Here is a 26,772-nt window from a genome sequence, read left to right on the forward strand (position 1 = left end):
AAGTCCCGGCGGCAGGCCGGGCAGGCCGCCGGTCAAATCGATGGGAGGGCGGTAAGGTAAAGCCGGAGCGGGCTACCTGGCGGTCATGCCGGAGGCGCGAACCACCTCGCCCCATGTCGCGTATTCGGCGGCGACGGTCTTCTGCATGAAAGACGGCGTTCCGGGCCAGGGCTCGAAGCCCAGCGCTTCGAGTTTCTTGCTGATCTCGGGGGATTTAAGGATCTGCTGCAGCTGGCCGTTCAGCTTTTCCACGATGGGCGCCGGCATGCCCCTTGGGGCGAGCAGCGCGGCCCAGCCGACCGCTTCATATCCCTTGACGCCGGCTTCCGCCATCGTCGGTATCTCGGGCATGATCTGCGACCGGGTGCTGTCGAGCACCGCCAGCGGCTTCAACTTGCCGGACTTGATGTTTCCCTGCTGCGCGCCGATGGTGTCCACCATCAGCTGGGCGCGCCCGGACATCACGTCGATCGATGCCGGCGCGCCTCCCTGGTAGGACACCGTCGTGATATCCACATCGGCCTTGGACTTGAACAGTTGCAGCGCCAGCTCGAAAGCTTGCGCGCCGGATGCAAACATCACTGCGCCAGGGCGCTTTTTTGCATCGCGCACCACCGCGTCCACAGTGTCATAACCGCTGGAGGGGCTTGCCAGGAGCACCATCGGCGTTTTTGCGAGCATGCCGACGGGCTGGAAGTCGGTCAGGGGATCGTACAGCTTGACGCTCTGCAGATGAGGGCCGGTGGTCAGGCTGCCGCTGACGCCCAGTCCAAGCGTATAGCCGTCCGCCGGCGCCTTGGCGACCAGGCTCATCGCCAGCATGCCGCCGACGCCGGGCCGGTTTTCTATCACGAACGGCTGGTTGTTCATGCGGGACAGTTCCTGCCCGATCAGCCGGCCTATGGTGTCGGAAGCGCCGCCGGGGGGGTAGCCAACGATGAGCTTGACCGGCTTGCCAGGCCAGTTCTCCGCCGGCTGGGCCGCGGCCATCAATGGGAAGAGCAGCGCAATGCCGGCCGCGAAGATGCGCGATGTCGCTTTCATGTCATGTCTCCAGATCTTGTGTGCTGTCTTTGGTTGACGGTGTAAACAGTATCGGCATTGAGCCTGTCCGACGGCAACCCCGGGATATCGATTAGTTCATAATGTGAACACGCTTATAGCTTTTTCAGACGCCGCTGGCTGACAATCACGGACTTCCTACCAATAACGTGGCAAAAGGATTCATATTGTGAACATCATGGAAGACAGCAGCCGCATGCCGGGCGCGCAGTCCGTGTTCCGCGCTATCCATCTTCTGAAGCTCGTCGGCCTGAACCACGAATCCGGCATCTCGCTGGCCTCGCTCGTGGCGGCGACCGCGCTCGATCGCGCCACCGCCTACCGCCTGCTTGGCGCGCTCGTGCAGAGCGGGATGGTGGCGCGCCACGGCGACAAGCTGTATCGGCTGGGGCCGGAGGCGATGCAGCTCGGGCTGGCGACGATGAGCCGCGTACCCATCATGGAGCGGTGCAGGCCCATGATGATCAGGCTGGCGCGCCGCACTGAGGACACGGTTTACCTGGTGGTGCGCAACGGCGATCATGCCCACTGCGTGCATTACGAGCAGGGCGCATTCCCGATCAAGGCTCTGGTGCTGCAGGTGGGCGGCTTGCGGCTGCTGGGCGTGGGGTCGGCCGGGACCGCGCTGATGGCAACGCTATCCGACACCGAGCTTGAAGGATTCCAGGCCAGGCATGCCGCCGAGCTGGCGCCCGAGCGCAAGTCGCTGGCGCAGTTGCGCAGCCTTTCCGCGCAGATTCGGCAACAGGGCTACGTCAGCACCGATAACTTGGTCGCCACCGGCGTCAGCGGGGTGGGCGTGTCGTTCCAGGTAACGCCGGGCACCTACGCGGCGATCAGCGTCGGCGCGATTCGCAGCCGCATGGACAGGGAGCGGCGCGAGTGGATTGCGGAGTTGATGAAGGAAGAGCTGCGCAATGCCGGCTGGTCGCTGATGGCGGCGCCGGCAAAATCGCGGGTGGGAAATCCGCGCGCGCCGGGTGCGCAGGATTAAGGGTATGCGCCGTGTCGACGAACCGACGTCGTCACGGCCTGAACAGTTCCTAGCGTATGCCGGCACGCATGAAGGATTGCACGAACTGGCGCTGGAACAGCAGAAAGGCCACCAGCAACGGCCCGGAGGTCATCAGCGTGGCGGCGGTGATGATGGACCAGTCCACGCCCTGGTCGGTGGACGAGAAGACCTGCAGGCCTACGGTCAGCGGGCGGGATTCCACCGAGTTGGTGATGATCAGCGGCCACAGGAAGTTGTTCCAGTGGGTGCTGACCGAGACCAGTCCAAATGCCAGGTAGATCGGCTTGGCCAGCGGTACATAGACCTTCAGCAGGACCTGCAGCGCGCTCGCGCCTTCCACCGTCGCCGCTTCGTCGAGTTCGCGCGGCACCGACTTGAAGGTCTGGCGCAGCAGGAAGATGCCGAACGCGGAAGCGAAGTAGGGCAGGCCGATGGACAATATCGTGTCGCGCAGGCGCAGGCTGTTCATCGTCGCGTAGTTCTCCACGATCAGGATGTCCGGCATCACCATCAGTTGCATCAGCACCAGCATGAACATCAGGTTGGCGCCGCGGAAGGAGAAGCGGGCGAAGGCATAGGCGGCCATGGTCGACAGCACGATCTGCGCGGCCAGGATCATGGTCACCAGCAGGAATGTGTTGAGGAAGTAGCGCGGGAAGGGCGCGGCATGCCAGGCATTGACGAAATTCTGCATCGTCAGCGGCGCGCCCAGCGCGAAGCGGGTGGCGAACTCGGCTGGATGGAAGGCGGTCCAGGCTGCATACAGCAGCGGCAGGATCCAGAGCAGGCCAAGCAGCCATGCGGCCAGGGTTTCCAGCAACGGGCTGCGCTGGCCGAATTGCGCGGGTTGGCCGCTTGCGGAGGAATGGTTCATTGGTAATGGGTCCTGCGGTCAAGTATGCGGAACTTGAGGATGGCCACCGCGGCCAGCACGACCAGCAGCACCACCGTCAGCGCGGCCGCATAGGCGGAATCCCAGAACGAGAATCCCACTTCATAGATGTAATACAGCAGCAGCGAGCTGGCGTTGTCCGGTCCGCCCTTGGTCATGACGACGATATGGTCGACCAGGCGGAAGGAATTGATCAGCGCATTGATCAGCACGAACAGCGTGGTTGGCATCAGCAGCGGGAACTGCACGCGCCAGAAGTACTGCCAGCGCGACGCGCCCTCCAGGCTCGCCGCCTCGGCCAGCACCGGCGAGATCTGTTGCAGCGCGGCCAGGTAGAAGATCATGAAGAATCCCGCTTCCTTCCAGATCGCCACCAGGATCAGGCAACCCAGCACGGTGTCCGGGTTGCCCAGCCAGTTATGGGATGGCAGGCCGAGCGCCTGCGTCACCTGTTCCAGCAGGCCGTACTGCGGCGTGTAGAAGAACAGCCATATGTTGGCGACCGCGATCATCGGCAGTACGGTCGGGGTGAAATAGGCCATGCGCAGCAGGCCGCGGCCAGGGACGCGGTCGTTGATCCAGAGCGCCATCATGATGGCCAGCGCGATCGACGCCGGTATGGTGCCGAGCGCGAACCAGAGGTTGTTCTTCAGCGCGCGCCAGAAAACCGGATCGTCGACGGCCAGCGCGTAATTCTCCAGGCCCACGAACACCGCCGGGTTGGAGGCCTTGGCGGTGGAAAAGAAGCTGTGCCAGATCGTCGCCACCGCGGGGTAGTGGGTGAAGCCGACCAGGAGCACCATGGCCGGCATCAGCAGTAGCCACGGCGTGAGGGAGGAATGGGTTTTGTGCATGGTGGCCTTGTTGGCAATACGGTTGCAGGCCGCCGGCGCCGCATGCGCAGCGCCGGCGGCAATGCCCATCAGCGGCGCCAGGCGCGCAGGATGCGGTCCGATTCGCGCTGCGCATCCTTGAGCGCCGCCTCCGGCTGCTTGGTGCCCGACAGCGCCGCCTGCAGGTTGTCGTTCAGGGACTTGGTCACGCGCTGGTTGTCATGGGTGGACAGTTCGGCGACGCTGTACTGCAGCTGGTCGCGCGCCACGCCGGCGGCGGGCACTTCCTGCAGATACTTCTTCATGTCTGCGGTTTCCCAGGCATCCGGACGGGTGGCGACATAGCCGGTGGCGATGCTCCATTGCGCCGCGCGCTGCGGTTCGCTGGCCCAGCGGATGAATTTCATCGCGGCCTTTTGCTGCTCCGGCGAGGTCTTGCTGAAGACGTAGAAGTTGCCGCCGCCGGTCGGGCTGCCGCGGCGCTTGGACGCCGGCAGCATCGCCACGCCGAACGGGAAGCTGGCATTGGTGCGCAGGTTGGTCAGGTTGCCGGTCGTGGTCCAGATCATGGCCGCTTTCTGTTCCAGGAAGTCCTTGGGCGTGGTGCCCCACTCGATCACGCCCGATGGCATCGCCTTGTGCTTGGCCGACAGGTCGACCCAGTAGCGCAGCGCCTCGACCGCGCCGGGCTTGTCGAAATAGGTCTGGGTGCCGGCATTGTTCATCAGCTCGGTGTCGTTGGGCGTGGTCATGCCCTGGAAGATCCAGTAGGTAAAGCCGGTCGAGGGAATCTTGATGCCCCATTGCGATACGTTGCCGCTGGCGTCGGCCTTGGTCAGCTTCTTGGCATAGTCCGCGGTTTCGGCCCAGGTGGCGGGCGCCTTTTCCGGGTCCAGACCGGCTTCCTTGAACAGCTTCTTGTTCCAGAACATGACGATGGTGGAACGCTGGAAGGGAATGCCCCAGGTCTTGCCGCCGGTCTGGCTGTTCTGCATGAAGGCCGGGTAGAAGCCGCTGATCCATTTCTGGTCTTCCGCTCCCGAGGCCAGGCTGTCGATGGGCACGATCGCGTTTTCGTCTATCAGCGTAAACAGGTCGGTCGACAGCAGCACCGCCAGCGTCGGCGGTGTGCCGCCCTTGTGCGCCGTCAGCGCCTTGACCAGGCTTTCCTGATAGGTGCCGGCATAGATCGCCTTGACCTTCACGTCCGGATTCTGCTTCTCGAAATCGGCCGCCATCGCATCGATAGTCTTGGTCACCGGTCCGCCCACCGCGACCGGGTAATACAGGGTGATCTCGACCGGATCGGCTGCCAGCGCGCAACTGCTGCCCAGGCCGGCCGCGGCCAGCAGCGCCACAGTGCTTGCATACTTCAGTATGGTTCTCCGCATGATGCTCTCCTTGGTTGACGACATGTGAGGCAGGCCGTGGCGCTCAGGCCGGGTGGCACCGCAATCCGCTTTCGCGATCGAAAAAATACTGGTGACGGGTTTCCCAGTCGAGCGCGATGCGGTCGCCGGCGGCAAGCGAGAGCTGCCCCGGCACCCGCACCAGCAGCGGGGCTGCGCCGATCCGCGCGCCGACGATGGTGTCGGCGCCGAAGTATTCGATGGACTCGACGATGGCCGGAATGCCGCGTTCCACCAGCGCGATATGTTCCGGCCGCACGCCCAGCTGCAGCGGCCGGCCGCCGTGCGGCAGGATGGCGCGGCCTTCGCTGCCCTCGATGACCATGCCGGCCGCGCTCTCGGCCAGCGGCAGGATGTTCATCGGCGGCGTGCCGATGAAGCGCGCCGCGAACACCGACGCCGGTTCGGCATACAGTTCGGCCGGCGCCGCGTTCTGCTCTATGCTGCCGTTGCGCAGCAGGATGACCTGGTCCGCCATGCTCATGGCTTCGGTCTGGTCGTGCGTCACGTAGATCATCGTGATACCCAGCTGCTGCTGCAGGGCGCGGATCTCGCGCCGCATTTCCTGGCGCAGCTGCGCATCGAGATTGGACAGCGGCTCGTCCATCAGGCAGACCGGGGTTTCGGCAATCAAGGCGCGTCCGAGCGCGACCCGCTGCTGCTGGCCGCCCGACAGCTGGCCGGGACGGCGCGTCAGCAGCGCATCGAGGCCCAGGATGCCCGAGACCCGCTTCAGCCTGGCTTCGAAATCCCGGGCAGGCTCCTTGCGGACCTTGACGCCAAACAGGATGTTCTCCCGAACGCTCAGATGCGGAAACAGCGCATAGGACTGGAACACCATCGATATCTTGCGCTGCGCCGGCGGCAGCCGGGTGACGTCGCGTCCGCCTATCTCGATCTTGCCGGCGCTGGCGCTGTCGAGTCCGGCGATCAGCCTCAGCGTGGTCGACTTGCCGCAGCCGGACGGGCCCAGCAGCACGGTGAAGTCGCCCGACTTCACCTCGAAATTGATATCGCGGACGGCGTGTACCTCGCCCCATTGTTTTGTGATGCCTTGCAGCGAAATTGCGGCCATGTCATGGTCCCTGTTCTTGCAAGGCGCCGCCGGCCCGGTAGGGCTGTGCCGATGGACCGCGATGCCTGCCGCAGTCGCGCTGTCTCCACACCTTGTTTTTCTTTTGCACAAATGCTCACTCGCCGTGAACGTTTGCACAATATCGGAAATGGTTCGTGAAGACAAGTCCGCGGCGAACCGCCGCACTGTCGCGCTGCAATGGCTTGCCCGGGTCTGCCAGGCTTGTCGGGGGATGGCAGCACGCTTCGATCCGCTTCACCCGGTTTCCCATTTCCCCTTGTCACCGTTGATTGAAAACAGGGTTGCCAGAGTTAATTCTTTTATGCTGGAAAGGCGCAAGCCCTTGCTTGCGCAATGACATTCAATAAAAACCAAGGAGACAAAATGAGATTGCGAATTTCCAGCATGGCTGTCGCAAGCACCGTGATGACGCTTGCCGCATGCGGCGGCAGCGATAACGATAATTCGGTCCCGACGGCGGCAGCTAGGGTCGAGGCCGACCGGTGCGCGGTCCTGACACAGTCGGCGTTGCCCGAATCGTCCACGGTCATCTCGGCGACTTACAACGCACAGCCGGTCAGCGTGGGCAGCACGAACGTCACGGTGCCGTTCTGCCGCATCGTCGCTGCTTCCAGGCCCACGGCCGACTCCAACATCGGCTTCGAAGTGTGGATGCCGCCGGCCAGCGCGTGGAACGGCAAGTTCCAGGGCGTGGGCTCCGGGTCGTCGGCCGGCTCGATCGGCACAGCGGCGATGCTGGTGGCGCTGCGCGACGGGTATGCCGTGATGGCGACCGACAATGGGCATGTGACCAATGCCAGCCGACCCAACGGCGCGGCCGAGCAGACCTGGGCGCTCGGCCATCCGGAAAAAATGATCGACTTCGCGTATCGCGCCCAGCACGTGAGCACGGTGGCGGCCAAGGCGGTCACACAGCGCTACTACGACCAGGCGCCCAGCCAGTCCTACTTCGTCGGCTGCTCGCAGGGCGGGCACCACGCGCTGATGGAAGCGTCTCGCTTCCCGGACGACTACGATGGCATCGTCGCCGGCGCCCCCGCCTGGCAGTGGGCCAACCTGATGGTAGCCGAGCTCTGGAACAGCTTCCCCAACCTGCAGACGCCGGGCGCCATCACCGCGGCCAAGATGACCTTGCTCAACAATGCGGTGCTGCAGTCATGCGATGCGCTCGACGGCGTGACGGACGGCGTCATCGACGATCCGCGCAAGTGCAACTTCGACCCGGCGGTGCTGCAATGCACCGGCGCCGACGCTGCCAATTGCCTCACGCCGGCGCAGGTTGGCGCGGCCAACCGCATCTACGGCGGCGCGCGCAAGTCCAACGGACAGCAAATCTTCCCGGCCTATACCCGCGGCAGCGAACTGGGCTGGACCTCGCTGTACACGGGCGCCACGCCTGGCGGAAGCGGCTGGGACTTTTTCCCTTACTCGGTATTCCAGGACCCTACCTTTAACAACGCGACCTTTAATTTCGACACCGACACCGATCGCGCCTTCAATACCCTGGTATCCGGCCAGACCATCGCTTCGGTCTATAACGCCACGCCCAACCTGAGCGCCTTCCGTGCGCGCGGCGGCAAGCTGATCATGTACCACGGCTGGGCCGATCAGCAGATCACGCCGCTGAGCAGTCTCGACTATTACCAGCAGGTCCAGGCCGCGCAAGGCGAAGCGGGCACGAACGGCTTTCTCAAGCTGTACATGCTGCCTGGCATAGGGCATTGCTCCGGCGGCCCGGGCGTCGCCAATATCGGCGGCAGCACCGGCGCCGCGTCCTTGCCGGATGCCGAGCACGACGTGGTGCGGGCGCTGGACCGCTGGGTGGTGCAGGGCGCCGCGCCAGCCACCCTGATAGGCACGCGTCTGGCCAACGGCACCGCCAACCGCACCCGTCCGCTGTGCCCGTATCCCCAAGTGGCGAAATATAAAGGCAGCGGCAGCCTGGACGAAGCGGCCAGCTTCGCCTGCGCCAATCCCTGAGTCAGGCTGAAGCAGGGCGCATGAAGCAAGGGCCAGGAAAACCTGGCCCTTGCCGCTGTCTGCGGTCGTGGACAGACACCTGATCATCGTCGTGTGACGACCCGTGCCGGCGTTACGGGACAAATTGTCGCCGCACTGTCGCAATGGGCGAAACCTGGAGCGCCCATGCTTGCAAGCCGACGCCTGCAGCCTTTGCCCCGTCGCCGGGCACTGGCGGCGTCATCACCTGCCAATCCCATCCATTCCCCGAAGCCATTTCCGTTCGAACCCTGCGCCTCATGCCGCCGGACTGCCTTTGCATCAGTCTATCTCTGGTTTATGCACACGACCAAAAACAGGCAATGCAATTTCCGGTGGAATGACGCTTTGTAAGCGCTCACCTTACAGAAGGATGAGGCCGGACGAACGCCTTCGCAGAAAAGGGGAAGCAGGCGATTGTGCGCATATCGAGAACAGGCGTCTCGCATAAACCGACTGTTTTATATCCTGCACGCAGGACGTCTTTCTTTTCGGCCGCCAATCCGGCGCTTATGATGCATTAATGCCAGGCAGTCATTAACAGCCGGAAATTCATGCATTCCCTTCAAGAACCCTATTTCACCAATATTTAGAAATTGCGCTAAACTTGCATTTAGTCAAAATTGGTCAGAGCAAACTGACGGATCGTTTCAGGTGTGTTGTAAAAAATGAAACAAGTCGAGGTCTTCGTGCTTTCGTTCCAGAGTAACTGAATCATGCTGACTTCTGGTTTTTTTAATAAGCCGACCTGTCGTAGTCCGTCTTTTATTTTCTATTTTGCAGCGCCACGGAATGATGAATCATTTGGATAGTCGGAAAGCAAATCGAGACAACAACTTCAATTTTCTAAGGCTGGTCCTGGCGCTGCTGGTGATACTGTCGCATTCTCCGCAATTAATCGACGGCGATGAAAGCCGAGAGCCTTTGACCATGCTGGTCGGGTTTACCTCCCTGGGTAAATTGGCAGTAGAGTGTTTCTTTCTGCTCAGTGGCTATCTCATCGTTCAAAGCTGGGTACAGTCGCCGCATATCTGGAGTTTCCTGAAAAAGCGCATTCTCCGGATCTATCCCGGATTTATCGTTGCATCGTTTATTTGCGCATTCGTGGTCGGCCCCCTAGGTGCTCAACCGGAACAATATTTCAAGGCCTTCTGGTATGGGGGCTTCGTAAAATCGGTAGTTTTTCTCAATATTCCCGAGGTGCCTGCTGTTTTTGAAGGTCAGCCGTATCCGAGCGTCAATGGTTCAATGTGGTCGATTTCTCTGGAATTTACTTGTTACCTTTTTGTGCTTGTCCTGGGCAGCCTCGGAATCTTTCGCAGGAAGAGGCTTTGGCTTTTCCTGGCCACAGGACTGTATGCGGTGGTTTTATACTCAACGTTGGGATTGTCATCGCCCTATTTTTCATTGGAAGATCCGTTATTCAGGCTCGGAACATTCTTCTTGACGGGAGGGTGTTTTTTTCTTTACCGGGACTCCGTTAACTATAAGCATTCGTGGGCGCTCGTTTGCGCTTTGATCATCTTTCTATGTGTCCTCGTGGCGAAAATCCATTATCTGATTTTTGCGGCGGCAGGAGCTTATTTGTTATTCTACTTAGCCTTCACGCCGATCAGTTTCCTGAAGCGATTCAAGAAGGTGCCAGACGTTTCCTACGGTGTGTACTTGTATGGATGGCCGATTCAAAAGCTGATTCTGTGGTATTTTCCGGCAACCACGCCTACGGTGTTGTTCATTGTGTCGGCACTGATGAGCTTGTTGCTGGGTGCAGCAAGCTGGTACGCAGTGGAAAAACCCTTCATCAAACTTAAGTCTTTTCAGCTTGCAAGGCAAATCTTCTCTTCTGGCGTCCAGACTAAATTGTGACCCGACACCGGCGAGGTATATGCATCGCGGTGAATTAAACTGGACTAAATGCCGATATTTGACGACGCCGAATTTGATAATGTAATTTTCCCGAAGTAAATCGCGTCGGACAGAGTCTGAATTCTCAACTCTGAATCGATCTACCGCCTTCCATCACCAGTTTGAATAGCCCGGAAAGGGCCACAGCAACACATCCTGGGTATTCGGGAAAAGCCGTAAAGCGGCAGTAAAAAACAGAAAGCCCGCGTCAAGCGGGCTTTTTCCATGGCATGGAGGTTTAAGCGTTCTTGCTCTTTGCCTTGCGACGCGCGATGGCGAAACCGAACAGCCCCAGGCCGAGCAGGGCGACGGTAGCCGGCTCCGGCACTTCGCCGCCGGTGCCAGGACCGGAGCCGTCCACGGGCTTGGTGGTGGTGCCGGAGAAGAAGGAGCTGGGGCTCGCCATGCCCTGAACGTGGACTGCAGCATTGAAGATGTCCGAATCCACGAAGGTAAAGCTGCCTGCAGACAAATTCGTACCGAACAGCTTGTATTCCGAAGAAGCACCGGCCGCCAGCTGGCCTGGATTACTGGTTTGGAAATTGAACACAAGGTCAAAATTGCCACCGTTGGCGCCGCCGAAGTTCTTGTAACCGTCGATGTCGACAGTACCCGCCTTCGCGCCGCTCACCCAGGCGGTGCTGGAAATCGTTGGCTTTGTAGAGGTGCCGCTGCCAATGTTGAAGGCCCAGTCATTCACGTATGCGCCTGCATCTACCTTCAGGCCGGGCATTACGCTCATTACCAGGTCGACATAGCTGGTCGTCTTGCCGTTAACGGTCTGGCTAGCGTCGGTGAAGGTCGCCGTGCCAAAGACGCTCGTATCTTTCAGCGGCGTACCGTTGTAAATCCCGGTGTTGGAAAAGTAGTAAGTGATCACCGCGGCGTTCGCGGCGGCAGGAGCAACGGATGCGATTGCAAGGGCGAGCGCTGCTGCGATTTTGGACTTGTTCATTTGGATATTCCTGAGAAAATTGATTTCAGTTTATCCATAGCAATATTTATACCAAGAAACAAATTCCTTTGATAAACAACGGGTTACAAAAATGGGGTTACAAAATGCCAACAGCAGTGTAAAAATTTCCGACAAGTAACTTTGCATGTGGCGTACTGCGGCCCTGCGAGATGGCAATTGAACTTCTCGCCGCCTGACAGCATGTTTCCTTGAAATGCGCCAGCCATGGTGCGGTCACCAGTTCCACGCAGATCGCGTAGATCGCGCGACGGTGGCAAGAGCGTTCCGCAGAGTGCCGGTTGGACGAAATCAGCCGACTCGGATGCGTTGCCGCCTGCCGCCAGCAATCGCCGCGTTTCCGGCATCGTATTCATCGGGCGGACGCTGCCCGGAGCACGGGCAGCGTCCGGGCTTATCGCCTTACTTTCGTTGCGCGTCGAACGATTTTTTCAACTGCGCTGCCGCGAACTTCTCGGCATCCATCGCTTTCGGCACGACCGCTCCCATGCCAAAGAATTCATGCGTCACCCCTTTGTATTCCTTATAGGTGACCTTCACGCCATCCTTTTTCAGGCGGTCTGCATACGCCTTGCCTTCGGACAGGAGCGGGTCGATTTCGGCCGCTATGACGGTCGCGGAAGGCAGGCCTTTCAGCGTTGCCGCCTTCATCGGCAAGGCGTAAGGATTGCTGGCGTCTTCCGGCTTCGCCGAATAGTGCTTGAAGAACCATTCCATCATGGGCTTGTTCAGCGGTTTGGCCGCCTCATTGCGCTTGTACGATGCATTGGTCATGTCGTTATTGACGACCGGGTAGACGAGCAACTGATGCACGGGGATGGTCTCTTTCTTGTCCCGTGCCATCATCGAAACGACGGTCGCCAGGTTGCCGCCTGCGCTTTCGCCGCCGACAGCTACCTTGCCAGGGTCGCCATTGATTTCCTTGGCATTCTTCAGCGCCCAGGTATAGGCCGCGTAGGCATCGTTTGCGGCAGCAGGAAACTTGTGTTCCGGCGCCTGGTGGTAATCCACCGCCACCATGATCGCATTTGCCATCTTGGCCAGTGCGCGCGGCGAGGCATCGTAGGTCTTCGTGTCGGCGATGACAAAACCGCCGCCATGGTAGTAGACCATGACAGGGAAGGGGCCCTTACCCTCAGGCGTATAGACATGAATCGGGATATCGCCAATCGGCCCGGGTACGGTCATGTCCTTGACTGTCACGCCAGGTTCGGGGTCGGTGCTTCTTCCCATCTCCTGCAAAACCTTTTTCACAGCGTCCGCCGGCGTGGGCTGCTTGCGTGCTTCTTCCGGCGTCAGGGTTTCAATCGGCTTGCCACCCAGAGATGCCAGCGCGTCGAGGACCTTTTGCATGCTTGCGTCGGCCTTCGGTGGTTTCTGCGCTTCGCGTGCCTGGGCAAAACCAGCGGCGACCGCAAATGAAATGGCGGCAAGGATAAGAGTGTTTTTTTTCATATTGTTTTTCCAGTTGATGAACCGTTGTGCGAAATATGTCTGATACCTGACATATCTGTTAGAAGTCCCCGGCAGGTGGAGTTCGCAAACTCACGGCCAATGAAACCTTTTCGTCAACTTTTATTGACTACAGACAAGCGACAGGATTTGGCGCAAAGGCAATGAATCGCTGTGCAAACGGACGCAAGGTTGACCCGGCGGATAGGGGTCATTGATCGACAAGGCATCGCCACCACAACGCGGAATGCTGGGTGAATTAATCGACCATTCAAAAATGACCTCGTCGGTACTAAAAGCTCATAATTCACCTTATGTAAAATGAAAACACCGGTCCATATGCCCTGTCGTGCGGCCTGATCGTATATCTGTTTTGTTGTCCCGCCCTGCGCGTACCCATGCTGTTTAAAAACTTGCCAGTCAGGCGAGCACGTCTGGCTCAATAAACAGGTCATGCATTAACGATGAGTTTAACGGGCAATGAAAGTATTTAACAGCCATGACTGATCTACTTTAAGCACGTTGGTTTCATCTCCGGCTCAACAACTTCCTGCACTGCATCACAGCCCCTATAAATTTCCGAATCGCAATGCGCTATTCCGGTTGAATTTAAGAAATATTTCCAACGTGAAATATTGAAAAATCTTCGTGACGCAATGTTTATAAAAAAATATTGATTTGTTGCCATATTTTCTCTATGCATGTTGCCTCAAGTGAAATATTATGTGTTCCGACGGCAATCTTGCCGGTGTGCCACAACTGCTGCCAAACTAGGAACGAGGCCAATAATGACTCCAGCCAACCCACAGCCAGCAACAACTTCTGAGAAGCGGAATTTTAAATTTGACATGCTCCCCATGAAGTCGGAGTCATTGCCTTTCACGATCCGCGTGGTCAGTAATGCGGGCGATCTTGAGAAAGCTGTGCGGATCCGGCATGCGGCTTACATGCGGCATGTGCCGGCCTTCGCACAGGCACTGAAAATGCCGGAACGGTCGGACTCCGAGCAGGGAGTGGTAGTCCTGCTTGCCGAGTCGAAGTTCGATGGATCGCCGATCGGCACGATGCGCATCCAGACCAATGAATTCAATCCGTTAACCATGGAGCAGTCCGTCACCCTGCCCCGCTCCCTGGCCAGCCAGCGTCTTGCGGAAGCCACCCGCCTCGGCGTGACGCAGGAGCGTGTTGGCCGCATGGTAACCACCGCGCTCTTCAAGGCATTCTTCCTGTATTGCCAGAAACAGCGGGTCGACTGGATGGTCATCACTGCGCGCTCGCCGGTGGACCGCCATTATGACCGCCTGATGTTCAAGGATGTGGACCCGGAGATCGGATACATCCCTTTCAAGCACGTCGGAAACATGCCCCACCGCGTGATGTCCTTCGAAGTGGGCGCCGCGCACGACCTCTGGCTGGCTGCGCAGCACCCCTTGTTCAATTTTGTTTTCCGGACCTACCATGCCGACATTGATGTCAGTGCGGCTACCGTTTATGAATCGAGAATCCCGCAAACTGCAGTAACCGCAGATGCGGCGATGATGATTGCCTAAAATTCATTCCAGCCATTTACTTCGATAGTCAATTAAGTTACCCTGTGGAAATCTTTGATACGACCGAATAGTCGTGCGACGTTTCTGTGCCACCGGGAACAATAAAAAATGACTATTTCCGCGATAACACAGCAGGCAGGCAAGGCATTCGCGCGCCTGCGACTCGATTTCCTGCTGTACTCTCTTTCAGCCTATGCACTGCCCGCCACGATAGCCATGCTGTCGCTGGTCGCAGTGCTTTTCTGGGAATCGCACTATTCCACAACGGTTGCCCACCAGCTGCCCTTCCATATCGTCGAGCAGACCACGGACGACTTGGCGCTGGAGCAGGCCGCGCAGCTGGCGAGCCAGCAGCCAACCCGTCATTATCACGATACCCGGCTGTCGGAGCAGCCTTTCTGGCTGAGTTTCGAAGTCCGGCCCAACTTCGACGGCACGGACGTCGCCATTGAATTTCCGTCCCGGCACAGCACCAGCATCAGCTGTTGGGACGCGCAGTCGTGGTCGCAGCTGGGAAGCGCCAGCCGTAGCGAGGTAAGCGGTGAAATGGCGGCGGTAAGAGCGGGCTTCATGCTGACCCTGGGGCAGATCACCGCCCCGAAGAAAGTGCTTTGCAAGCAGGAATTCACCGGGCCTGCCAGGCTCGACGTCGCTCAATGGTCCGCGCCAGAACTGCGCCAGGCGGCGCGCGCCTTCGAACGTTATTCCGGTCTCCTGGACGGTGGCTTGCTCGTTCTGGCGATGTTCGTCGTCGTCACTGCGATCATCAATCGCGAAAGCACCTATCTGCTTTTCGCTGCATGGCTGCTGATGAATCTGCGCATGGCGGCATTGTCTTCGGGCTGGGACGTCCAATGGCTGGGGCATACTATTCCGCTGGAATGGATGACGCGCGGCCGCTCGCTCAGCCTGGCCTTCTATTACGTGCTGACGTTTACGCTGTTCCGCACATTGTTCAGGGATGAACTGAACAAGCTGGGACACTCCCGCCTTCTCAAGATCACCGAACTGATGTGCGTGCCGCTGTTGATGGGCGGCGCACTCCTGCCCTACAAGACCTTTCTGCCCATGCTGTGGACCTTCACCGCATTCGGCACCGTGGTACTGGTATTTTTCCTGTCCCGTATCCTCGTGTTCCGCATCACGCCGGTTGCGATCTGGTACACCGCCTCCCTGTCGATCACGCTCATCTCCAGCCTCTATGAAGTAATCTCGGCAGCGGCCGGGCTCAAGGGCCTGATAGGGACCGTCAATTTCGTAACTGCCTCCTTGTCCTCCAGCCTCCTGGCCGCGCTGGCAATTGCGGCGCAGTTGCGCATGAAACACCAGCAATGGGTAGAAGCGCAGACGGAACTCCGGGAGACGTATGAGGCGATGCCGATCGGCCTGTTCACCCTGGACCTGACCGGAAAATTCATCGCTGCCAACCCGGCTTTTCGCAACATGCTGGGCGTGCAGGAAATCAGGCTGGAACAGGACAGCTGGGGTACCTACTTCGACAAGGGGGCATGGCCCAGCCTTCATCGCATGGTTACCAACAACCATAATGGCGATCTTGAATTCGGCTGCAATGGCGCAGCCTCCGGGGAGCGCAAGCGTTTTCTCGTGAAGGCGACTTTGACACGGGGCAAGATCGACGGCTCGCTTCAGGACATTACCGCCCGAGCCAAGGCAACCGAAGAATTGCAGTTCATGGCCAACAACGATCCCCTGACCAAGGTGCTGAACCGGCGCGGCATCGACGCGCTGATCGAGACCGCCTTGCAGGAAACCACGACTGCAGCGCCGACCATGCTGGCCTATCTCGATCTTGACCGGTTCAAGCTCATTAACGACCTGTATGGCCACGCCGCGGGCGACGAAGTCCTCAAGCAGGTATGCGACCGCATCAAGGCCATGCTGACCGGCGAGCAGAAGGTAGGCCGCGTCGGCGGCGACGAATTTGTCATCGTGTTCCCGAACACGCCGGTCGCCGTGGCCGTCTGGGTTTGCCGCGGACTGGTCGACAGTCTGGGTACGGGACCGTATCACCTGGGCGACAAGGCGTTTCAGGTCCGCGGGTCCATCGGGCTGATCGAGGTCGACCCGGGAACCAAGATCAAGGATGCCATCTCGACCGCCGATCGCGCCTGCCGCGAAGCAAAGGCCGGTGGCAACGGCCTGGTCGTGTACGAAAAGAACGCGAAGGCATTCCGCGAACGCGAAGCCGAACTGAACCTGGTGGAAAAGATTTCAAGTGCGGGTGCGCCGGAAGGGCTGTTCCTCGAAATGCAGCCGGTGATGTCACTCAAGAGTCCGCACGAGTCGCTCAATTTCGAAGTGCTGCTTCGGATGCGGGACCAGGACGGCAGCGTCATACCCGCTGGCCGCATCATTCCCGCTGCTGAAAGCAGTGGACGCATCGGCATGATAGACAGGTGGGTGCTTGCCACCACCCTGGAATGGGTCGGACTTCACCACAAGGAACTGACGCGCACCCAGTTCGTCTGCATGAATCTGAGCGGCGCTTCGCTTAATGACGAGCGTTTCGTGCTGGATGCCTTCGACATGCTGGAAAGGAACCGCCACGCGGCCAGCCTTCTTTGCCTGGAGATCACGGAAAGCGTCGCCCTGCACGACCTGGAAAATACCCGGCGCTTCATCGACCGTGTACGCAGCTACGGTGTGAAAATCGCCCTCGATGACTTCGGCGCAGGCTACACATCATTCTCGTACCTGAAGGATCTCCCGGCTGATGTGCTGAAAATCGATGGCAGCTTCATCGTTAACATGAATGCGCATCCGGCGAACATCGCCATCGTGGAAGCCATCGTTAACCTCGCCGGCAACCTGGGCATGAAGACCATCGCCGAGTGGGCGGAGGACAACGCCACCGTGCAGACGCTGGTTGAAATCGGCGTCGATTACGTACAGGGTTACGCAGTGGCCCGGCCGCAGCCGGCGGCCAGCATCCTCGCGGCGGAGTCTTCGGCAAGCTTCATCGAGGATAGCGAACTGAAGAGTTATGCAAGAACGCTGAGCATGCTGACCGATACGCCGATGCCCTTGCCGACGGGGATCACGCTGATCTCTTCGGACGGCATGCTGATTTCGAAGTAGACCGCAGCGCAGCGCAGCTGCGGCTCGGGTATCCCCCCGCTTTTCCGGCGCTCCCTGGTTTGGCCGTGTGCCTGTCTGGCGCGCAGGTATATGGTTTCCTCCCTGCGCCGGCATAAAACAAGCCATTAAATATCATGGTCGTTCACGACCCTTCATTCCCGCCGGCTCAAACAGATGCCGAACGCGGAATACGCTGGGCGTAGGGGTTTCTGTATACAGGATGAGTCTTAACAAATACCATGTAGCTTCCTCTGTCGACAAAAGGCGCTTGCGGCCTTCCTGGTTTTCCATGACAAACCGATCTTATTTGCTCCGTGACGCCATCGAGGACCTGATCGCAACCGGCCAGTTTCGTCCGGGAGATCCTTTGGATGAAACCGAGCTGGCAAAACGATTCAATGTGTCGCGCACGCCAATCCGGGAGGCGCTGATCCAGTTGGCGTCGATGGGCCTCGTGACGATCAGGCCGCGACGCGGAGCGATCGTCGCCACCGCGGCGCCGGAGCAGCTGGTGGAAATGTTCGACGTGATGGCGGAACTGGAAGCCATGTGCGGCAGACTTGCCGCGCGCCGCATGTCCGCTGCGGACCACGGCGCCCTGAAGTCAGCCCATGAAGCTTGCCGGGAAGCGTGCCTGGCAGGAGACGCAGACGCCTACTATTACAAGAACGAAGCGTTTCACGATGCGATCTACGCGGGAAGCCATAACAACTTTCTCGCGGAACAGGCGCGCGCTCTGCACCGGCGGCTGCGGCCATATCGTCGCCTGCAACTGCGGGTGCGCAATCGCCTTCCCACTTCATTCGAGGAGCATGAGCAGGTAGTCAATGCGATCCTGGCCGGCGACGGTGAACGGACTGCCAGGCTGCTGCGCCAGCATGTGCTGGTTCAGGGCCAGCGCTTCGCCGACCTCATCGCCTCCCTGTCGCAGCTCGGAACACGCGCCGCCTGAAATTGCCACGCCTTGAAAAAGGCCCGCCTTACCGTCCCCGACGCGGCACGCCTGCTTGCGGCCCGCCGCGCCCGATGCGTTTTTGCACCTGCTTCCACAGGAAGCTGGCTACAGCCAGCATGATCATTTTTCGCATGACAGTGCTCCGTTGACTTGAATAGGAAGCGTTTATTCTTGCACCGTCGAGATGGCCGCTGGCCGGCTGCGTTGCATGGATGACGTTTCGCGCAAACAAGGGCTGGCCAGCTGCGGAAAATGCCTGGCCAGTTTGCTCAGACCACATCCTGGTAGCTCAGCACGATGCGCCGGTACCGCGTCATGCTGTTAATGTCCAGCAATCCCAGCCAGCGCGCGACTTCTTCCTCGCTCTTTCCCTTGCGCAGCTGACGCAAGGCAAAGGTATGACGAAGCTTGAACAGGCCGCCGGCATCCTTGCCGATCTTTGCCGATTCAAGCACATCTCGGCTGGCCTCGAAGCAACGGGTGTGCGACCACTGCGTGCCATTCATGGTCGACGGAAAAACGTAATTGCCGGGTATCGCCTGCTGGGCACGAATGCGCAACCAGAATGCAAGCTGACGCCCGGCCCAGTCTGCCACAGGCGTTTCCCGTGCCGGCGAATTGCCATTGCCTTCAACCGACAGCTTCCACGGCACGCCTGCCCGGCGGCCGCCGGTTGTGATCACGCCGTCCAGTTTCAGGCTGCGTATATCGCCCGGCGCCAGGCCTGCGCCAAGCATCAACGCCACCGCGGTCCGGTCGCGCACCGTCTTCCACGTCATTTTTTCCTTGGATTCGGGCTGGGGAGCCCGCGTCAAATAAGCGATCAGGACGCGGGCCTGCATTTCGTCGAGATAGTCTGGCGGCGGATCCTTGTCTGCGGCCTCGGCATATTTGTACTCGGGCCTTTCCCTGAGCAGGGCTGCCGCATGGTTGACCTGAACGCCGTCGACCCGTGCCTGATGCTGGCTCACGCGCTGGATCAGCATCAGGTAGCGATTCGCATAACGCGCGGAAAGATAGCCGCCGCGGGTGGTTTGGCGTGGCTGCTCGGGATCCGGCCCCGTACCGCGGATAGCCAGAAAGGTCTCTAGATCCGTTACCGTCAGGTCAGCCAGCAGCATTTGCCTCTCGGCGCAAAACTTTGCGAAAGCCTGCCACATCTCGCGATAAACATTGATCGACTCCTCCGATAAGGCGCGCTCGCTCTTGGCGCGCGATCGGGATGTCTGTCGATCGGCGAGCCAGGACTCGAAACTCTGGTTTAACGCCTCTTCAGTCTGGCCAGAATCGATATCGAAAAGCGTCAGGTTCTTTGTCATTCGGGATCCTCCTTAAAAATGGCCTTAACCAGGCAGCCCTCGTGAACCAACATAATAACCGAATTAACGCCAAACGCAGTTGGATCCTCGCGGATGGGAAGATGGATGTTGGAACATTACCCGTTTGAGGAACAGAACGGACCAACCTTATTTGTTCAAAACAATTCCTCTTAGAAACGAACGCAAAAGCACAGCTATCAGAACCAGCCTTTAGAACTCGCGAAGGATAGGATTGTTGGAACGGTTTGGCGTTAGTACGGAATTTCCCGTTGTGGGTGTTAGCCTGCGGCGGTGCGTTCGTGGGAAGGCTAGGCACCTGCCTGCGGCCTGCCTGGATTTTCAAAGGAATTTTTATGACGAGCATTTTTCAAATCTCGTCTCGAAGGGAACGAGCCAATCCGCTCTCCTCTTGATTGGAAAACGCTGCTGCCTGTTTGCTGCGGCTAATTCGGTTACCTTCAGACCGCGTTCGGCCTTGGCTGCCGGTGTGTGGCGTTAATGATCGCCGTCGGCATGACGCGTCGTTCGTGTTTGGCTTGTTCAGGGACCGGGGATCCTTCATTCCTTTAACGCCACACCAAAGGACTTCTAAGCGCGCGTTAAGCGCTCGGCCTGAAATATTCCCCGAGGAATACCGTCGAACTCCTGTCTCGTTTCATTTCCTTTCGCTTTCAATCAACAGCGGTCAGCGACCAGTCCCGATGCATGTAGTCAGGCTGTCATCTTCCGTCAAAGACATCCTTTGACCCGGGTTGCCGCGTTTCATGGTTTGTCCGAACGAGCAAGCCGAAGGCGGCTGCTGCCCCGCCCGGTCTCTCGTTAATTTCCCCTGTCGGCGCAGCAACGCCGCTTAGCTGTCCCGCGAGGCACTTCCGGGTAATAATGTCGGTCTTTTCCTCTTCAGAAATATCCATGCCTGCCACCGTGCATGCATCGCAGCTATGCAAATCGAAACAATTCGCCAACGCCTGAGGACACTGGGCGCCCTGCCCTTGCACGAGCAGCGGGTGCTGCGTGACTGGCTGCAGGTCAGGCCGCATGATCAGGGGCGTCGGCGTCCTGCCGATTTCCTTCCCAAAACCCTGCGTGATGCCTTGCCCGATATCGATGCCGATCTGCATGCTCTCGTCCGCCTGGTCTCCAGCCATGCTGCCGAGGGTGACGCGGCACGGCTGCTGGTTGGGCTGGGCGATGGCCAGATGGTGGAAAGCGTGTTGCTGCCGCGTGGCGGCGTATGCGTGTCCAGCCAGGTTGGCTGCGCAGTGGGCTGCCAGTTCTGCATGACGGGGCGCGGCGGGCTGGTACGCCAGGTGACCAGCGGCGAGATCGTCGCGCAAGTCGTGCTGGCGCGTTCCATCAGGCCAGTGAAGAAGGTCGTGTTCATGGGGATGGGAGAGCCGGCGCATAACCTGGACAACGTGCTGGAGGCGATCGACCTCCTGGGCACCGAAGGTGACATCGGCCACAAGAACCTGGTGTTTTCCACGGTGGGCGATATCCGTGCCTTCGAGCGCCTGGCCGCGAGCACGGTCAAGCCGGCGCTGGCGCTTTCGCTGCACACCACCCGGCCCGACCTGCGTGCAACCTTGCTGCCGAAGGCGCCGCGCATCGACCCGGTCGATCTGGTTGCCCTTGGCGAGGACTATGCGCGGCAGACGCATTATCCGGTGCAGTACCAATGGACGCTGATGGAAGGCGTGAACGACGGACAGGATGAACTTGACGGCATCGTTGCGCTGCTGAAGGGCAAATACGCTGTCCTCAACATGATTCCCTACAACACGGTGCCGGGCCTGCCGTTTGTACGGCCGAACTGGGAACGTTCAAGAGAGATCGCGCGCATGCTTCATCAACGCGGCATCCTGACCAAACTGCGTGACTCCGCCGGCCAGGACGTGGACGGCGGATGCGGCCAGCTGCGGGCACGTGCCGCCGCGCCGTCCAGGAAAACCATTCCGCTGCGGCAGGAAGGCCAAGTGCCGGCGTGCGGCAACGCCGCACGCTGAACCCGGTCACGCCTCTGCGGCAACTTCAGGCCGGATCGACAGGCGCCGGCGCGACGCCGCCCTGCTCGATTGCTTCGCCGGCAAGCAGGCAGATGTCCTCGCGATAACGCGCCGCCACCAGCTGTACGCCAAGCGGCGAGCTGCCATGCATGCCGGTGCAGACGCTCAATGCAGGCAGCCCGAGGAAGGGCAAGCCGATCTGGGTCATCTGCGCCGCCCATACCCGTGCATAGGCGGCGTCGCCTTGCAGGTCGAGCTGATCCGGAAAAGGCAGCTCCGCCGAAACCGGCAGCAGTAGCAGCGGGTATTCCACCAGGAACTGCTGCCACTGGCGCAGCAGAGTAGCCCGGCGGGTCAGCGTCCGGGAGAAACCTGCCAGGTCGAGCTCGAGGGCGCGGGCCTTGTGTCCGGCCAGCGCTGCCAGCGCGCCGGGATCGTTTTCCCGGATGGCAGCAGCCTCCATGGCCGCATAGCCGTCGCCCAGCCACAGCGTGATCTGCAGGTCCGCCGCCTCCTTCAGCGGCGGCAACTGGTCGATCTCGTCCACGCGCCAGCCGCGTTCGCGCAGCCGCCGGGCAGCGTCCTGCAGGGCGGACTCGACTTCCGGCGCCACCTGCAGCCCGTCCGGCCGCACGCAGAGCGCCGCCACCTTCGGCAATGCCGGGCCTTCCAGCGGCACTGGCACCCACCACGGATCGCGTGGATCGGGCGCGGACATCGCGGCAAGGCCCAGCCGCAGATCCTGGATGGTGCGTCCTATCGGTCCGGACACCGCCGTAAGCTGCGCGCCGATCGCCCGTTCGGGTGACGATGCGTTGTATGCAGGCACGCGGCCCAGGGTCGGGCGCAGGCCATGCACGCCGCAGGCATAGGCCGGGTAGCGGATCGAGCCGGCGATGTCGGTGCCATGGGCCAGATGCCCTATGCCGCTGGCCACGGCCGATGCCGCGCCGCCGGAAGAGCCGCCGGGCGTCAGAAGCGGGTTGCGCGGATTGCGGGTGGTGCCGTGCAGCTGGTTGCTGGTGAACCAGCGGTAGCTGAATGCGGGCGTGTTGGTCCGTCCCAGGATCACGGCGCCCGCCTTGCGCAGATTGTCGACGACCGGGCTGTTGCTTGCCGCGATCAGGTCGCGCTGCAGGGTCACGCCGTTGGTGGTGGCATGGCCGGCCTGGTCGATGTTGACCTTGACCGTCATGGGAACGCCGGCCAGGATGCCCGGGTCTTCGCCGCGCGCAAGCGCCGCATCGACGGCATCGGCCTGGGCCAATACCTCTTCCGGGCGGCAGTCGACGACGGCATTGATCGTCGGGTTCACCGCGGTCAGCCGGTCCAGCGCCGACTGCGCCGCTTCCCGCGCCGAGAGTTGCCCTGCCTTGATGCGGTCAGCCAGTTCCGCCGCCGACAGGCGCCATGTTTCCGTCATGTCTCCTCCTTGTTATTGGCGGGCGGCCTGCCTGATGGCTGCCGCCCGCGTGTTGGGGTGTGGAGAATTATGCCTGCATTCGACCGGCGGCCGGGTGATCTGCGTCACACGCCTCAGGTCGTCAGGCTGTTCTCCGGCCTGCGCCCGTCAAGCGCGTCGGCCAGGCTGGCCAGCACCATCTCGCCCATGGCAGTGCGGCTCTCGATGGTGGCGCTGGCGCGGTGGGCCTGCAGCACGACCTGCTCCATGCCGCGCAGCGCGGCCGGCACATGTGGCTCATCGACGAAGACGTCCAGCCCGGCGCCGGCGATCACGCCGGACTGCAGCGCCTGCACCAGATCGGGTTCATTCACCAGCCTGCCACGTGCGACGTTGACGAGATAGCCGCCGCTGCCGAGGGCCTGCAGTATCTGCGCGTCGACGATGCCCTCGGCCTTGTCCGCGGCCGCGCACAGCACCAGCATGTCGCTGCCTTCGGCCAGCTGCTTCAGTTCGCCGACGAATTGCCATGGCAGGCCGTCGATAGCCGCCAGGTCGGTATAGGCGATCGCGCAGCCGAACGCGGCGGCGCGGGTTGCCACGGCGCGGCCGACGCGGCCCATGCCGACGATGCCGACCCGCATGCCGCTCAGGCGCCGCGCCAGCGGGATCGCACCCGGCTGTGGATGCTGCACCCACAGGCCGTCGCGCACGAAGCGGTCGACCGTGCAGAGGTTTCGGCATACCGCCAGCATCAGGCCCAGCGCCATGTCGGCCACGTCCTCGGTCAGCGCGCCGAAGGTGCCGGTGACCGGGATGCCGCGTTCCCGCGCATGGGCCAGATCGACCGCATCGGTGCCGACGCCATTGACCGCCACGACCTCCAGCGCCGGCAGCTGCGCCATCAGCGCCCTGCCGATGCCGGTATGGCCGCCGGTGATCACGCCGCGGATGCGCGGGCCGATTTCACGGATGTAGGCGTCCTTGTCGTCCTGCTCGTAGTAGCGGCGCATGGTGTAGAGGGCGTCGAGCCTGTCGTTGATCGACGGGACCAGGATAGGGTTGAGCTGCAGGATTTCGGGTTTCATTGTTGTCCTTGCTTGTTGCTTGTGTAGTCAGTATTAAGGGCAGCGCCGGCCTTGCCGGGCCTGACTTTCATTCGGCCTCGATGCCCGCCGTCCGGATGATCCTGCCCCAGCGTTCCAGTTCGGCGGCCTGGAACTGCTTCAGCTCTTCCGGCGACGAGGTGAACACCTCCATGCCGTTCTGGAAAACGAAGCGCTTCACCGCGTCCGACTGCATCGCCTTCTGCATCAACTCGTTCAGGGTTTTCACCACCGGCTCGGGCGTGTTGGCCGGCGCATACAGCGCATTCCAGTAGCTGATCTGGTAATTCGGCAGGCCGGTTTCATTCAGGGTCGGCAGGTCGGGCACCAGCGGCGAACGCTGCAGGCTGGTCACGCCAAGCGCATTGAGGCGGCCGGAGCGCACCTGCGGCAGGCTGGTGGTCAGGTCCACGATCATCATGTCGATCTGGCCGCCGACCAGGTCAAGCACCGCATTCGGATTGGCCTTGTAGGGCACGTGGGTCATGCGCACGCCCGTCATCTGCTGGAACAGTTCGCCGGCGACCCGGGCGGAAGAACTGCCCGAGCCGAAAGTCAGCTTGCCCGGCTCTTTCTTCGCCAGCGCGATGAAGTCGGATACGGTTTTCGCCTTCACGCTCGGATGGGTGACCATCAGCAGGTAACCCTTGACCAGCGCGCCGACCGGGGTGAAGTCCCGCACCGGGTCGTAGGTCAGCTTCCGGAACAGGAACGGGTTGGCGGCCTGGGTGGTGTTGGTGGTCATGAATACCGTGTGGCCGTCCGGCGCCGCGCGCGCCACTGCCTGCGCCGCGATGCCGCCGCTGCCGCCGGGCTTGTTTTCCACGATCACGGGCTGCTTCGTCGCCGCCGTGACTTCCTGCGCGACCGCCCTTGCCAGGCCGTCGGTGGTGCTGCCCGGACTGGAGCCCACGACGATGGTGATGGCCCGTGACGGGAAACCCTGCGCCCAGGCCGCGCCTGACGCGCCGGGACCAACACAGGCAAGCGCAATCAACGACGCACCGGCGGCATTCCAGTTCTTCATGCTTGATCCTTCAGGATGATTGGTCGTGACTGGCCAAGCTGGCCAGCAGGAGACATGGCGCGCTGTGCGCCATCCGCTTGCGCTGGCCGTGACGCCGGGCGCAGCGGGATGGAGGGCATTGTAGAAAGGGGATTACGTTTAGTCTAAGCTAGATGCTGTATCGATTAATCCAGAAACTGTATAAATGTTCGAACTCTTCCAGTTGCGCTGCTTCGTTGCCCTTGCCGAGGAACTGCATTTCGGCCGCGCCGCCGCGCGCCTGTTCATGACGCAGCCGCCGTTGAGCCGCCAGATCCAGCTGCTGGAGCATGTCGTTGGCGTGCGCCTGCTGGAGCGGTCGACACGCTCGGTTGCGCTGACCACCGCCGGGCAGAGCTTTTACCTGAATGCGCGCCAGTTGCTGCGGCAGGCCGACCAGGCCGCCATCGAGGCGCGCCGCATCGACCGCGGCCAGGCGGGCCGGGTGATCTTCGGCTTCACCGCGGTGGCCGGGTATGAATTGATTCCCGACCTGGTTGCCGCAGCGCGCATGGCGCTGCCGGAAATCGACATCGTGCTGAAGGAGATGGTGTCGCTGGAGCAGGCCGCGGCGCTGTCCTCCAACCTGATCGACCTGGGTTTTACGCGCCCCCTGAGCGCCCAATCGCCTTTCTCAAAGGCGCTGCTGCTGTCGGAGCCGCTGCTGCTGGCGGTGCATGGCGCGCATCCGCTGGCGGGCAAGACCGGCATCGAGCCGGCAGACCTGCGCAGCGAGCCGCTGATCATGCATTCGCCGGACGAGGGGAAATACTTCTACAACCTGATCACGGCCCTGCTCACCGCCGCCGGCATCGATCCGCCGCATGCGCAATACCTGGAACAGAACCACACCATCCTGTCGATGGTGCGCAAGAGCCTGGGCGTGGCCATCGTGCCGGCCTCGGCCGGTCACCTGCAGTTTCCCGACGTCGTGTTGAAGCCGCTCTGGGACAGCCCGATCCGGGCCGAGATCTACCTGGCATGGCGGGCCGACAGCCATAACCCGGCGCTAGAAACGGTGCGCCACTTCGCGCTGGCGCACTGCGGCCAGCGCGCGTGACGCGGGCGCCGGGGCCGTTCAGGTAAAACGCCTGGCGCGCAGGCGCCGCAATACCAGCACCACCAGCACTGCGCTGGCCGAGCCGGCCAACAGCGGCGACGCGCCGATGACCTGGCAAAGCCCGTCCAGCGCCTCGACGCTGGCCTGCTCCAGGTAGCCGACCAGGTCGGCGACATGGGCGGCCGAGATGGCCTGGGCATCGTCCGGGCTCACCCGCAGCTCGCTGGCGCCGTTGCGCAGCCAGATGCGGGCGAACGCGCCATCGGCCAGCGCGAACAATGACAGCAGGCCGAGCGGCCGCAGCAGCGGTTCCAGCAGCCGGCTTTTCTCGGCCGGCGGCGCATCCGCATACAGGCGCGCCACCAGTTCAGGCACCGGCTGCGCCGCCAGGTCCCGTGGCGCATCGCCGATTGGTGTGTGGGATGACATCGATTGCTTCGTCATGCTCGCATCCTCCTGTTGTTATCGGCCGCCGGACGACGGCGGCCCTTCTGCCTGCCAGGACACCATTCTCCCCGCCGATTGTCACGCCAATGTGTCGGGAATGTATCCGGCATGCCTGCAGGGATTTCCTTTGTATGCTAATATTTCGCAT

The 26,772-nt window shown here is 61.0% G+C and carries 22 protein-coding genes; 10 read left to right on the forward strand and 12 right to left on the reverse strand.

Annotated features, from left to right (window positions below; genetic code table 11):
* Nucleotides 1–72: 72 nt before the first annotated feature.
* Nucleotides 73–1,044 carry a Bug family tripartite tricarboxylate transporter substrate binding protein gene (locus tag ABC383_RS21650; protein WP_413017118.1) on the reverse strand — a complete coding sequence of 324 codons (972 nt, stop codon included), beginning with the start codon at nucleotides 1,042–1,044 and terminating at the stop codon, nucleotides 73–75.
* A gap of 196 nt (nucleotides 1,045–1,240) precedes the next feature.
* Here ABC383_RS21650 and ABC383_RS21655 point away from each other — a divergent pair, with 196 nt between their 5' ends.
* The gene (locus ABC383_RS21655; protein ID WP_413017398.1) at nucleotides 1,241–2,056 is read left to right on the forward strand and encodes an IclR family transcriptional regulator; all 816 of its coding nucleotides are present in this window, start codon (nucleotides 1,241–1,243) and stop codon (nucleotides 2,054–2,056) included.
* Between the two features lie 49 nt (nucleotides 2,057–2,105).
* Here ABC383_RS21655 and ABC383_RS21660 read toward each other — a convergent pair whose 3' ends face one another.
* The 4 genes from ABC383_RS21660 to ABC383_RS21675 all read right to left on the reverse strand — a co-directional run bounded on the left by ABC383_RS21660 (nucleotide 2,106) and on the right by ABC383_RS21675 (nucleotide 6,286).
* Nucleotides 2,106–2,951, reverse strand: coding sequence for a carbohydrate ABC transporter permease (locus tag ABC383_RS21660; RefSeq protein ID WP_413017120.1), 846 nt, complete (start codon nucleotides 2,949–2,951; stop codon nucleotides 2,106–2,108).
* Nucleotides 2,948–3,823, reverse strand: coding sequence for a carbohydrate ABC transporter permease (locus ABC383_RS21665; RefSeq protein ID WP_413017400.1), 876 nt, complete (start codon nucleotides 3,821–3,823; stop codon nucleotides 2,948–2,950). Before ABC383_RS21665 ends, ABC383_RS21660 begins: the two co-directional genes overlap by 4 nt.
* A gap of 68 nt (nucleotides 3,824–3,891) precedes the next feature.
* Nucleotides 3,892–5,193 carry an ABC transporter substrate-binding protein gene (locus ABC383_RS21670; protein WP_413017122.1) on the reverse strand — a complete coding sequence of 434 codons (1,302 nt, stop codon included), beginning with the start codon at nucleotides 5,191–5,193 and terminating at the stop codon, nucleotides 3,892–3,894.
* Nucleotides 5,194–5,236: 43 nt separating this feature from the next.
* Entirely contained in the window at nucleotides 5,237–6,286 is a 1,050-nt protein-coding gene (locus ABC383_RS21675; RefSeq protein ID WP_413017124.1) for an ABC transporter ATP-binding protein, read from the reverse strand.
* Between ABC383_RS21675 and ABC383_RS21680 the strand changes: the two genes are divergently transcribed.
* The 4 genes from ABC383_RS21680 to ABC383_RS21695 all read left to right on the forward strand — a co-directional run bounded on the left by ABC383_RS21680 (nucleotide 6,285) and on the right by ABC383_RS21695 (nucleotide 10,171).
* Nucleotides 6,285–6,644 carry a hypothetical protein gene (locus ABC383_RS21680; protein ID WP_413017126.1) on the forward strand — a complete coding sequence of 120 codons (360 nt, stop codon included), beginning with the start codon at nucleotides 6,285–6,287 and terminating at the stop codon, nucleotides 6,642–6,644. The two genes, ABC383_RS21675 and ABC383_RS21680, sit on opposite strands and share 2 nt — an antisense overlap.
* Before the next feature lie 26 nt (nucleotides 6,645–6,670).
* Complete coding sequence (locus ABC383_RS21685; protein WP_413017128.1) at nucleotides 6,671–8,287, forward strand: tannase/feruloyl esterase family alpha/beta hydrolase; 1,617 nt, start codon at nucleotides 6,671–6,673, stop codon at nucleotides 8,285–8,287.
* Between the two features lie 143 nt (nucleotides 8,288–8,430).
* Nucleotides 8,431–8,649, forward strand: coding sequence for a hypothetical protein (locus tag ABC383_RS21690; protein ID WP_413017130.1), 219 nt, complete (start codon nucleotides 8,431–8,433; stop codon nucleotides 8,647–8,649).
* Between the two features lie 448 nt (nucleotides 8,650–9,097).
* On the forward strand, nucleotides 9,098–10,171 hold the full coding sequence (locus ABC383_RS21695; RefSeq protein WP_413017132.1) for an acyltransferase family protein: 1,074 nt from the start codon (nucleotides 9,098–9,100) through the stop codon (nucleotides 10,169–10,171).
* Between the two features lie 277 nt (nucleotides 10,172–10,448).
* On the opposite strand, the gene ABC383_RS21700 is transcribed toward ABC383_RS21695, so the two are convergent.
* Both ABC383_RS21700 and ABC383_RS21705 read right to left on the reverse strand, forming a co-directional pair.
* Nucleotides 10,449–11,165, reverse strand: a complete 717-nt coding sequence (locus tag ABC383_RS21700; RefSeq protein ID WP_413017134.1) for a PEP-CTERM sorting domain-containing protein — start codon at nucleotides 11,163–11,165, stop codon at nucleotides 10,449–10,451.
* Nucleotides 11,166–11,585: 420 nt separating this feature from the next.
* Nucleotides 11,586–12,638 (reverse strand): alpha/beta hydrolase fold domain-containing protein, encoded by a 1,053-nt coding sequence (locus tag ABC383_RS21705; protein WP_413017136.1) that lies wholly within the window; start codon nucleotides 12,636–12,638, stop codon nucleotides 11,586–11,588.
* Nucleotides 12,639–13,423: 785 nt separating this feature from the next.
* On the opposite strand from ABC383_RS21705, the gene ABC383_RS21710 reads away from it, so the two are divergent.
* The 3 genes from ABC383_RS21710 (at nucleotide 13,424) to ABC383_RS21720 (ending at nucleotide 18,236) form a co-directional block, all read left to right on the forward strand.
* Complete coding sequence (locus ABC383_RS21710; RefSeq protein WP_413017138.1) at nucleotides 13,424–14,185, forward strand: N-acyl amino acid synthase FeeM domain-containing protein; 762 nt, start codon at nucleotides 13,424–13,426, stop codon at nucleotides 14,183–14,185.
* Between the two features lie 108 nt (nucleotides 14,186–14,293).
* Nucleotides 14,294–17,284, forward strand: coding sequence for an EAL domain-containing protein (locus tag ABC383_RS21715; RefSeq protein ID WP_413017140.1), 2,991 nt, complete (start codon nucleotides 14,294–14,296; stop codon nucleotides 17,282–17,284).
* Between the two features lie 289 nt (nucleotides 17,285–17,573).
* Nucleotides 17,574–18,236 (forward strand): GntR family transcriptional regulator, encoded by a 663-nt coding sequence (locus ABC383_RS21720; protein WP_413017142.1) that lies wholly within the window; start codon nucleotides 17,574–17,576, stop codon nucleotides 18,234–18,236.
* A gap of 272 nt (nucleotides 18,237–18,508) precedes the next feature.
* Here ABC383_RS21720 and ABC383_RS21725 read toward each other — a convergent pair whose 3' ends face one another.
* Nucleotides 18,509–19,558, reverse strand: a complete 1,050-nt coding sequence (locus ABC383_RS21725) for a tyrosine-type recombinase/integrase (protein ID WP_413017144.1) — start codon at nucleotides 19,556–19,558, stop codon at nucleotides 18,509–18,511.
* 941 nt (nucleotides 19,559–20,499) lie between these two features.
* On the opposite strand from ABC383_RS21725, the gene ABC383_RS21730 reads away from it, so the two are divergent.
* On the forward strand, nucleotides 20,500–21,564 hold the full coding sequence (locus ABC383_RS21730) for an RNA methyltransferase (protein WP_413017146.1): 1,065 nt from the start codon (nucleotides 20,500–20,502) through the stop codon (nucleotides 21,562–21,564).
* A 25-nt stretch (nucleotides 21,565–21,589) separates the two neighbouring features.
* Here ABC383_RS21730 and ABC383_RS21735 read toward each other — a convergent pair whose 3' ends face one another.
* From ABC383_RS21735 to ABC383_RS21745, 3 genes are all read right to left on the reverse strand, one after another.
* Nucleotides 21,590–22,987: an amidase family protein gene (locus ABC383_RS21735; protein WP_413017148.1), complete on the reverse strand. Its 1,398-nt coding sequence runs from the start codon at nucleotides 22,985–22,987 to the stop codon at nucleotides 21,590–21,592.
* A 113-nt stretch (nucleotides 22,988–23,100) separates the two neighbouring features.
* On the reverse strand, nucleotides 23,101–24,054 hold the full coding sequence (locus tag ABC383_RS21740; RefSeq protein WP_413017150.1) for a 2-hydroxyacid dehydrogenase: 954 nt from the start codon (nucleotides 24,052–24,054) through the stop codon (nucleotides 23,101–23,103).
* Between the two features lie 67 nt (nucleotides 24,055–24,121).
* Nucleotides 24,122–25,099, reverse strand: coding sequence for a Bug family tripartite tricarboxylate transporter substrate binding protein (locus ABC383_RS21745; RefSeq protein ID WP_413017151.1), 978 nt, complete (start codon nucleotides 25,097–25,099; stop codon nucleotides 24,122–24,124).
* 184 nt (nucleotides 25,100–25,283) lie between these two features.
* Here ABC383_RS21745 and ABC383_RS21750 point away from each other — a divergent pair, with 184 nt between their 5' ends.
* Nucleotides 25,284–26,177, forward strand: coding sequence for a LysR family transcriptional regulator (locus ABC383_RS21750; protein ID WP_413017153.1), 894 nt, complete (start codon nucleotides 25,284–25,286; stop codon nucleotides 26,175–26,177).
* Between the two features lie 18 nt (nucleotides 26,178–26,195).
* Here the strand turns inward: ABC383_RS21750 and ABC383_RS21755 are convergent, their stop codons facing one another.
* Nucleotides 26,196–26,621, reverse strand: a complete 426-nt coding sequence (locus tag ABC383_RS21755; RefSeq protein ID WP_413017155.1) for a hypothetical protein — start codon at nucleotides 26,619–26,621, stop codon at nucleotides 26,196–26,198.
* Nucleotides 26,622–26,772 lie beyond the last annotated feature (151 nt).

The sequence above is a fragment of the Noviherbaspirillum phoenicis genome (genome assembly GCF_047237965.1).
In the GTDB taxonomy this organism is placed as follows: Bacteria; Pseudomonadota; Gammaproteobacteria; order Burkholderiales; family Burkholderiaceae_D; genus Noviherbaspirillum_A.

Excerpts from the sequence above, each read along its gene's own strand:
- ABC383_RS21675 (WP_413017124.1), bottom strand. The coding sequence starts at position 6,286 with ATGGCCGCAATTTCGCTGCAAGGCATCACAAAACAATGGGGCGAGGTA.
- ABC383_RS21725 (WP_413017144.1), bottom strand. The coding sequence starts at position 19,558 with ATGACAAAGAACCTGACGCTTTTCGATATCGATTCTGGCCAGACTGAA.
- ABC383_RS21685 (WP_413017128.1), top strand. The coding sequence starts at position 6,671 with ATGAGATTGCGAATTTCCAGCATGGCTGTCGCAAGCACCGTGATGACG.
- ABC383_RS21715 (WP_413017140.1), top strand. The coding sequence starts at position 14,294 with ATGACTATTTCCGCGATAACACAGCAGGCAGGCAAGGCATTCGCGCGC.
- ABC383_RS21680 (WP_413017126.1), top strand. The coding sequence starts at position 6,285 with ATGTCATGGTCCCTGTTCTTGCAAGGCGCCGCCGGCCCGGTAGGGCTG.
- ABC383_RS21665 (WP_413017400.1), bottom strand. The coding sequence starts at position 3,823 with ATGCACAAAACCCATTCCTCCCTCACGCCGTGGCTACTGCTGATGCCG.
- ABC383_RS21735 (WP_413017148.1), bottom strand. The coding sequence starts at position 22,987 with ATGACGGAAACATGGCGCCTGTCGGCGGCGGAACTGGCTGACCGCATC.
- ABC383_RS21755 (WP_413017155.1), bottom strand. The coding sequence starts at position 26,621 with ATGACGAAGCAATCGATGTCATCCCACACACCAATCGGCGATGCGCCA.
- ABC383_RS21670 (WP_413017122.1), bottom strand. The coding sequence starts at position 5,193 with ATGCGGAGAACCATACTGAAGTATGCAAGCACTGTGGCGCTGCTGGCC.
- ABC383_RS21655 (WP_413017398.1), top strand. The coding sequence starts at position 1,241 with ATGGAAGACAGCAGCCGCATGCCGGGCGCGCAGTCCGTGTTCCGCGCT.
- ABC383_RS21700 (WP_413017134.1), bottom strand. The coding sequence starts at position 11,165 with ATGAACAAGTCCAAAATCGCAGCAGCGCTCGCCCTTGCAATCGCATCC.
- ABC383_RS21690 (WP_413017130.1), top strand. The coding sequence starts at position 8,431 with ATGGGCGAAACCTGGAGCGCCCATGCTTGCAAGCCGACGCCTGCAGCC.
- ABC383_RS21740 (WP_413017150.1), bottom strand. The coding sequence starts at position 24,054 with ATGAAACCCGAAATCCTGCAGCTCAACCCTATCCTGGTCCCGTCGATC.
- ABC383_RS21720 (WP_413017142.1), top strand. The coding sequence starts at position 17,574 with ATGACAAACCGATCTTATTTGCTCCGTGACGCCATCGAGGACCTGATC.
- ABC383_RS21650 (WP_413017118.1), bottom strand. The coding sequence starts at position 1,044 with ATGAAAGCGACATCGCGCATCTTCGCGGCCGGCATTGCGCTGCTCTTC.
- ABC383_RS21705 (WP_413017136.1), bottom strand. The coding sequence starts at position 12,638 with ATGAAAAAAAACACTCTTATCCTTGCCGCCATTTCATTTGCGGTCGCC.
- ABC383_RS21730 (WP_413017146.1), top strand. The coding sequence starts at position 20,500 with ATGCAAATCGAAACAATTCGCCAACGCCTGAGGACACTGGGCGCCCTG.
- ABC383_RS21695 (WP_413017132.1), top strand. The coding sequence starts at position 9,098 with ATGATGAATCATTTGGATAGTCGGAAAGCAAATCGAGACAACAACTTC.
- ABC383_RS21750 (WP_413017153.1), top strand. The coding sequence starts at position 25,284 with ATGTTCGAACTCTTCCAGTTGCGCTGCTTCGTTGCCCTTGCCGAGGAA.
- ABC383_RS21660 (WP_413017120.1), bottom strand. The coding sequence starts at position 2,951 with ATGAACCATTCCTCCGCAAGCGGCCAACCCGCGCAATTCGGCCAGCGC.
- ABC383_RS21745 (WP_413017151.1), bottom strand. The coding sequence starts at position 25,099 with ATGAAGAACTGGAATGCCGCCGGTGCGTCGTTGATTGCGCTTGCCTGT.
- ABC383_RS21710 (WP_413017138.1), top strand. The coding sequence starts at position 13,424 with ATGACTCCAGCCAACCCACAGCCAGCAACAACTTCTGAGAAGCGGAAT.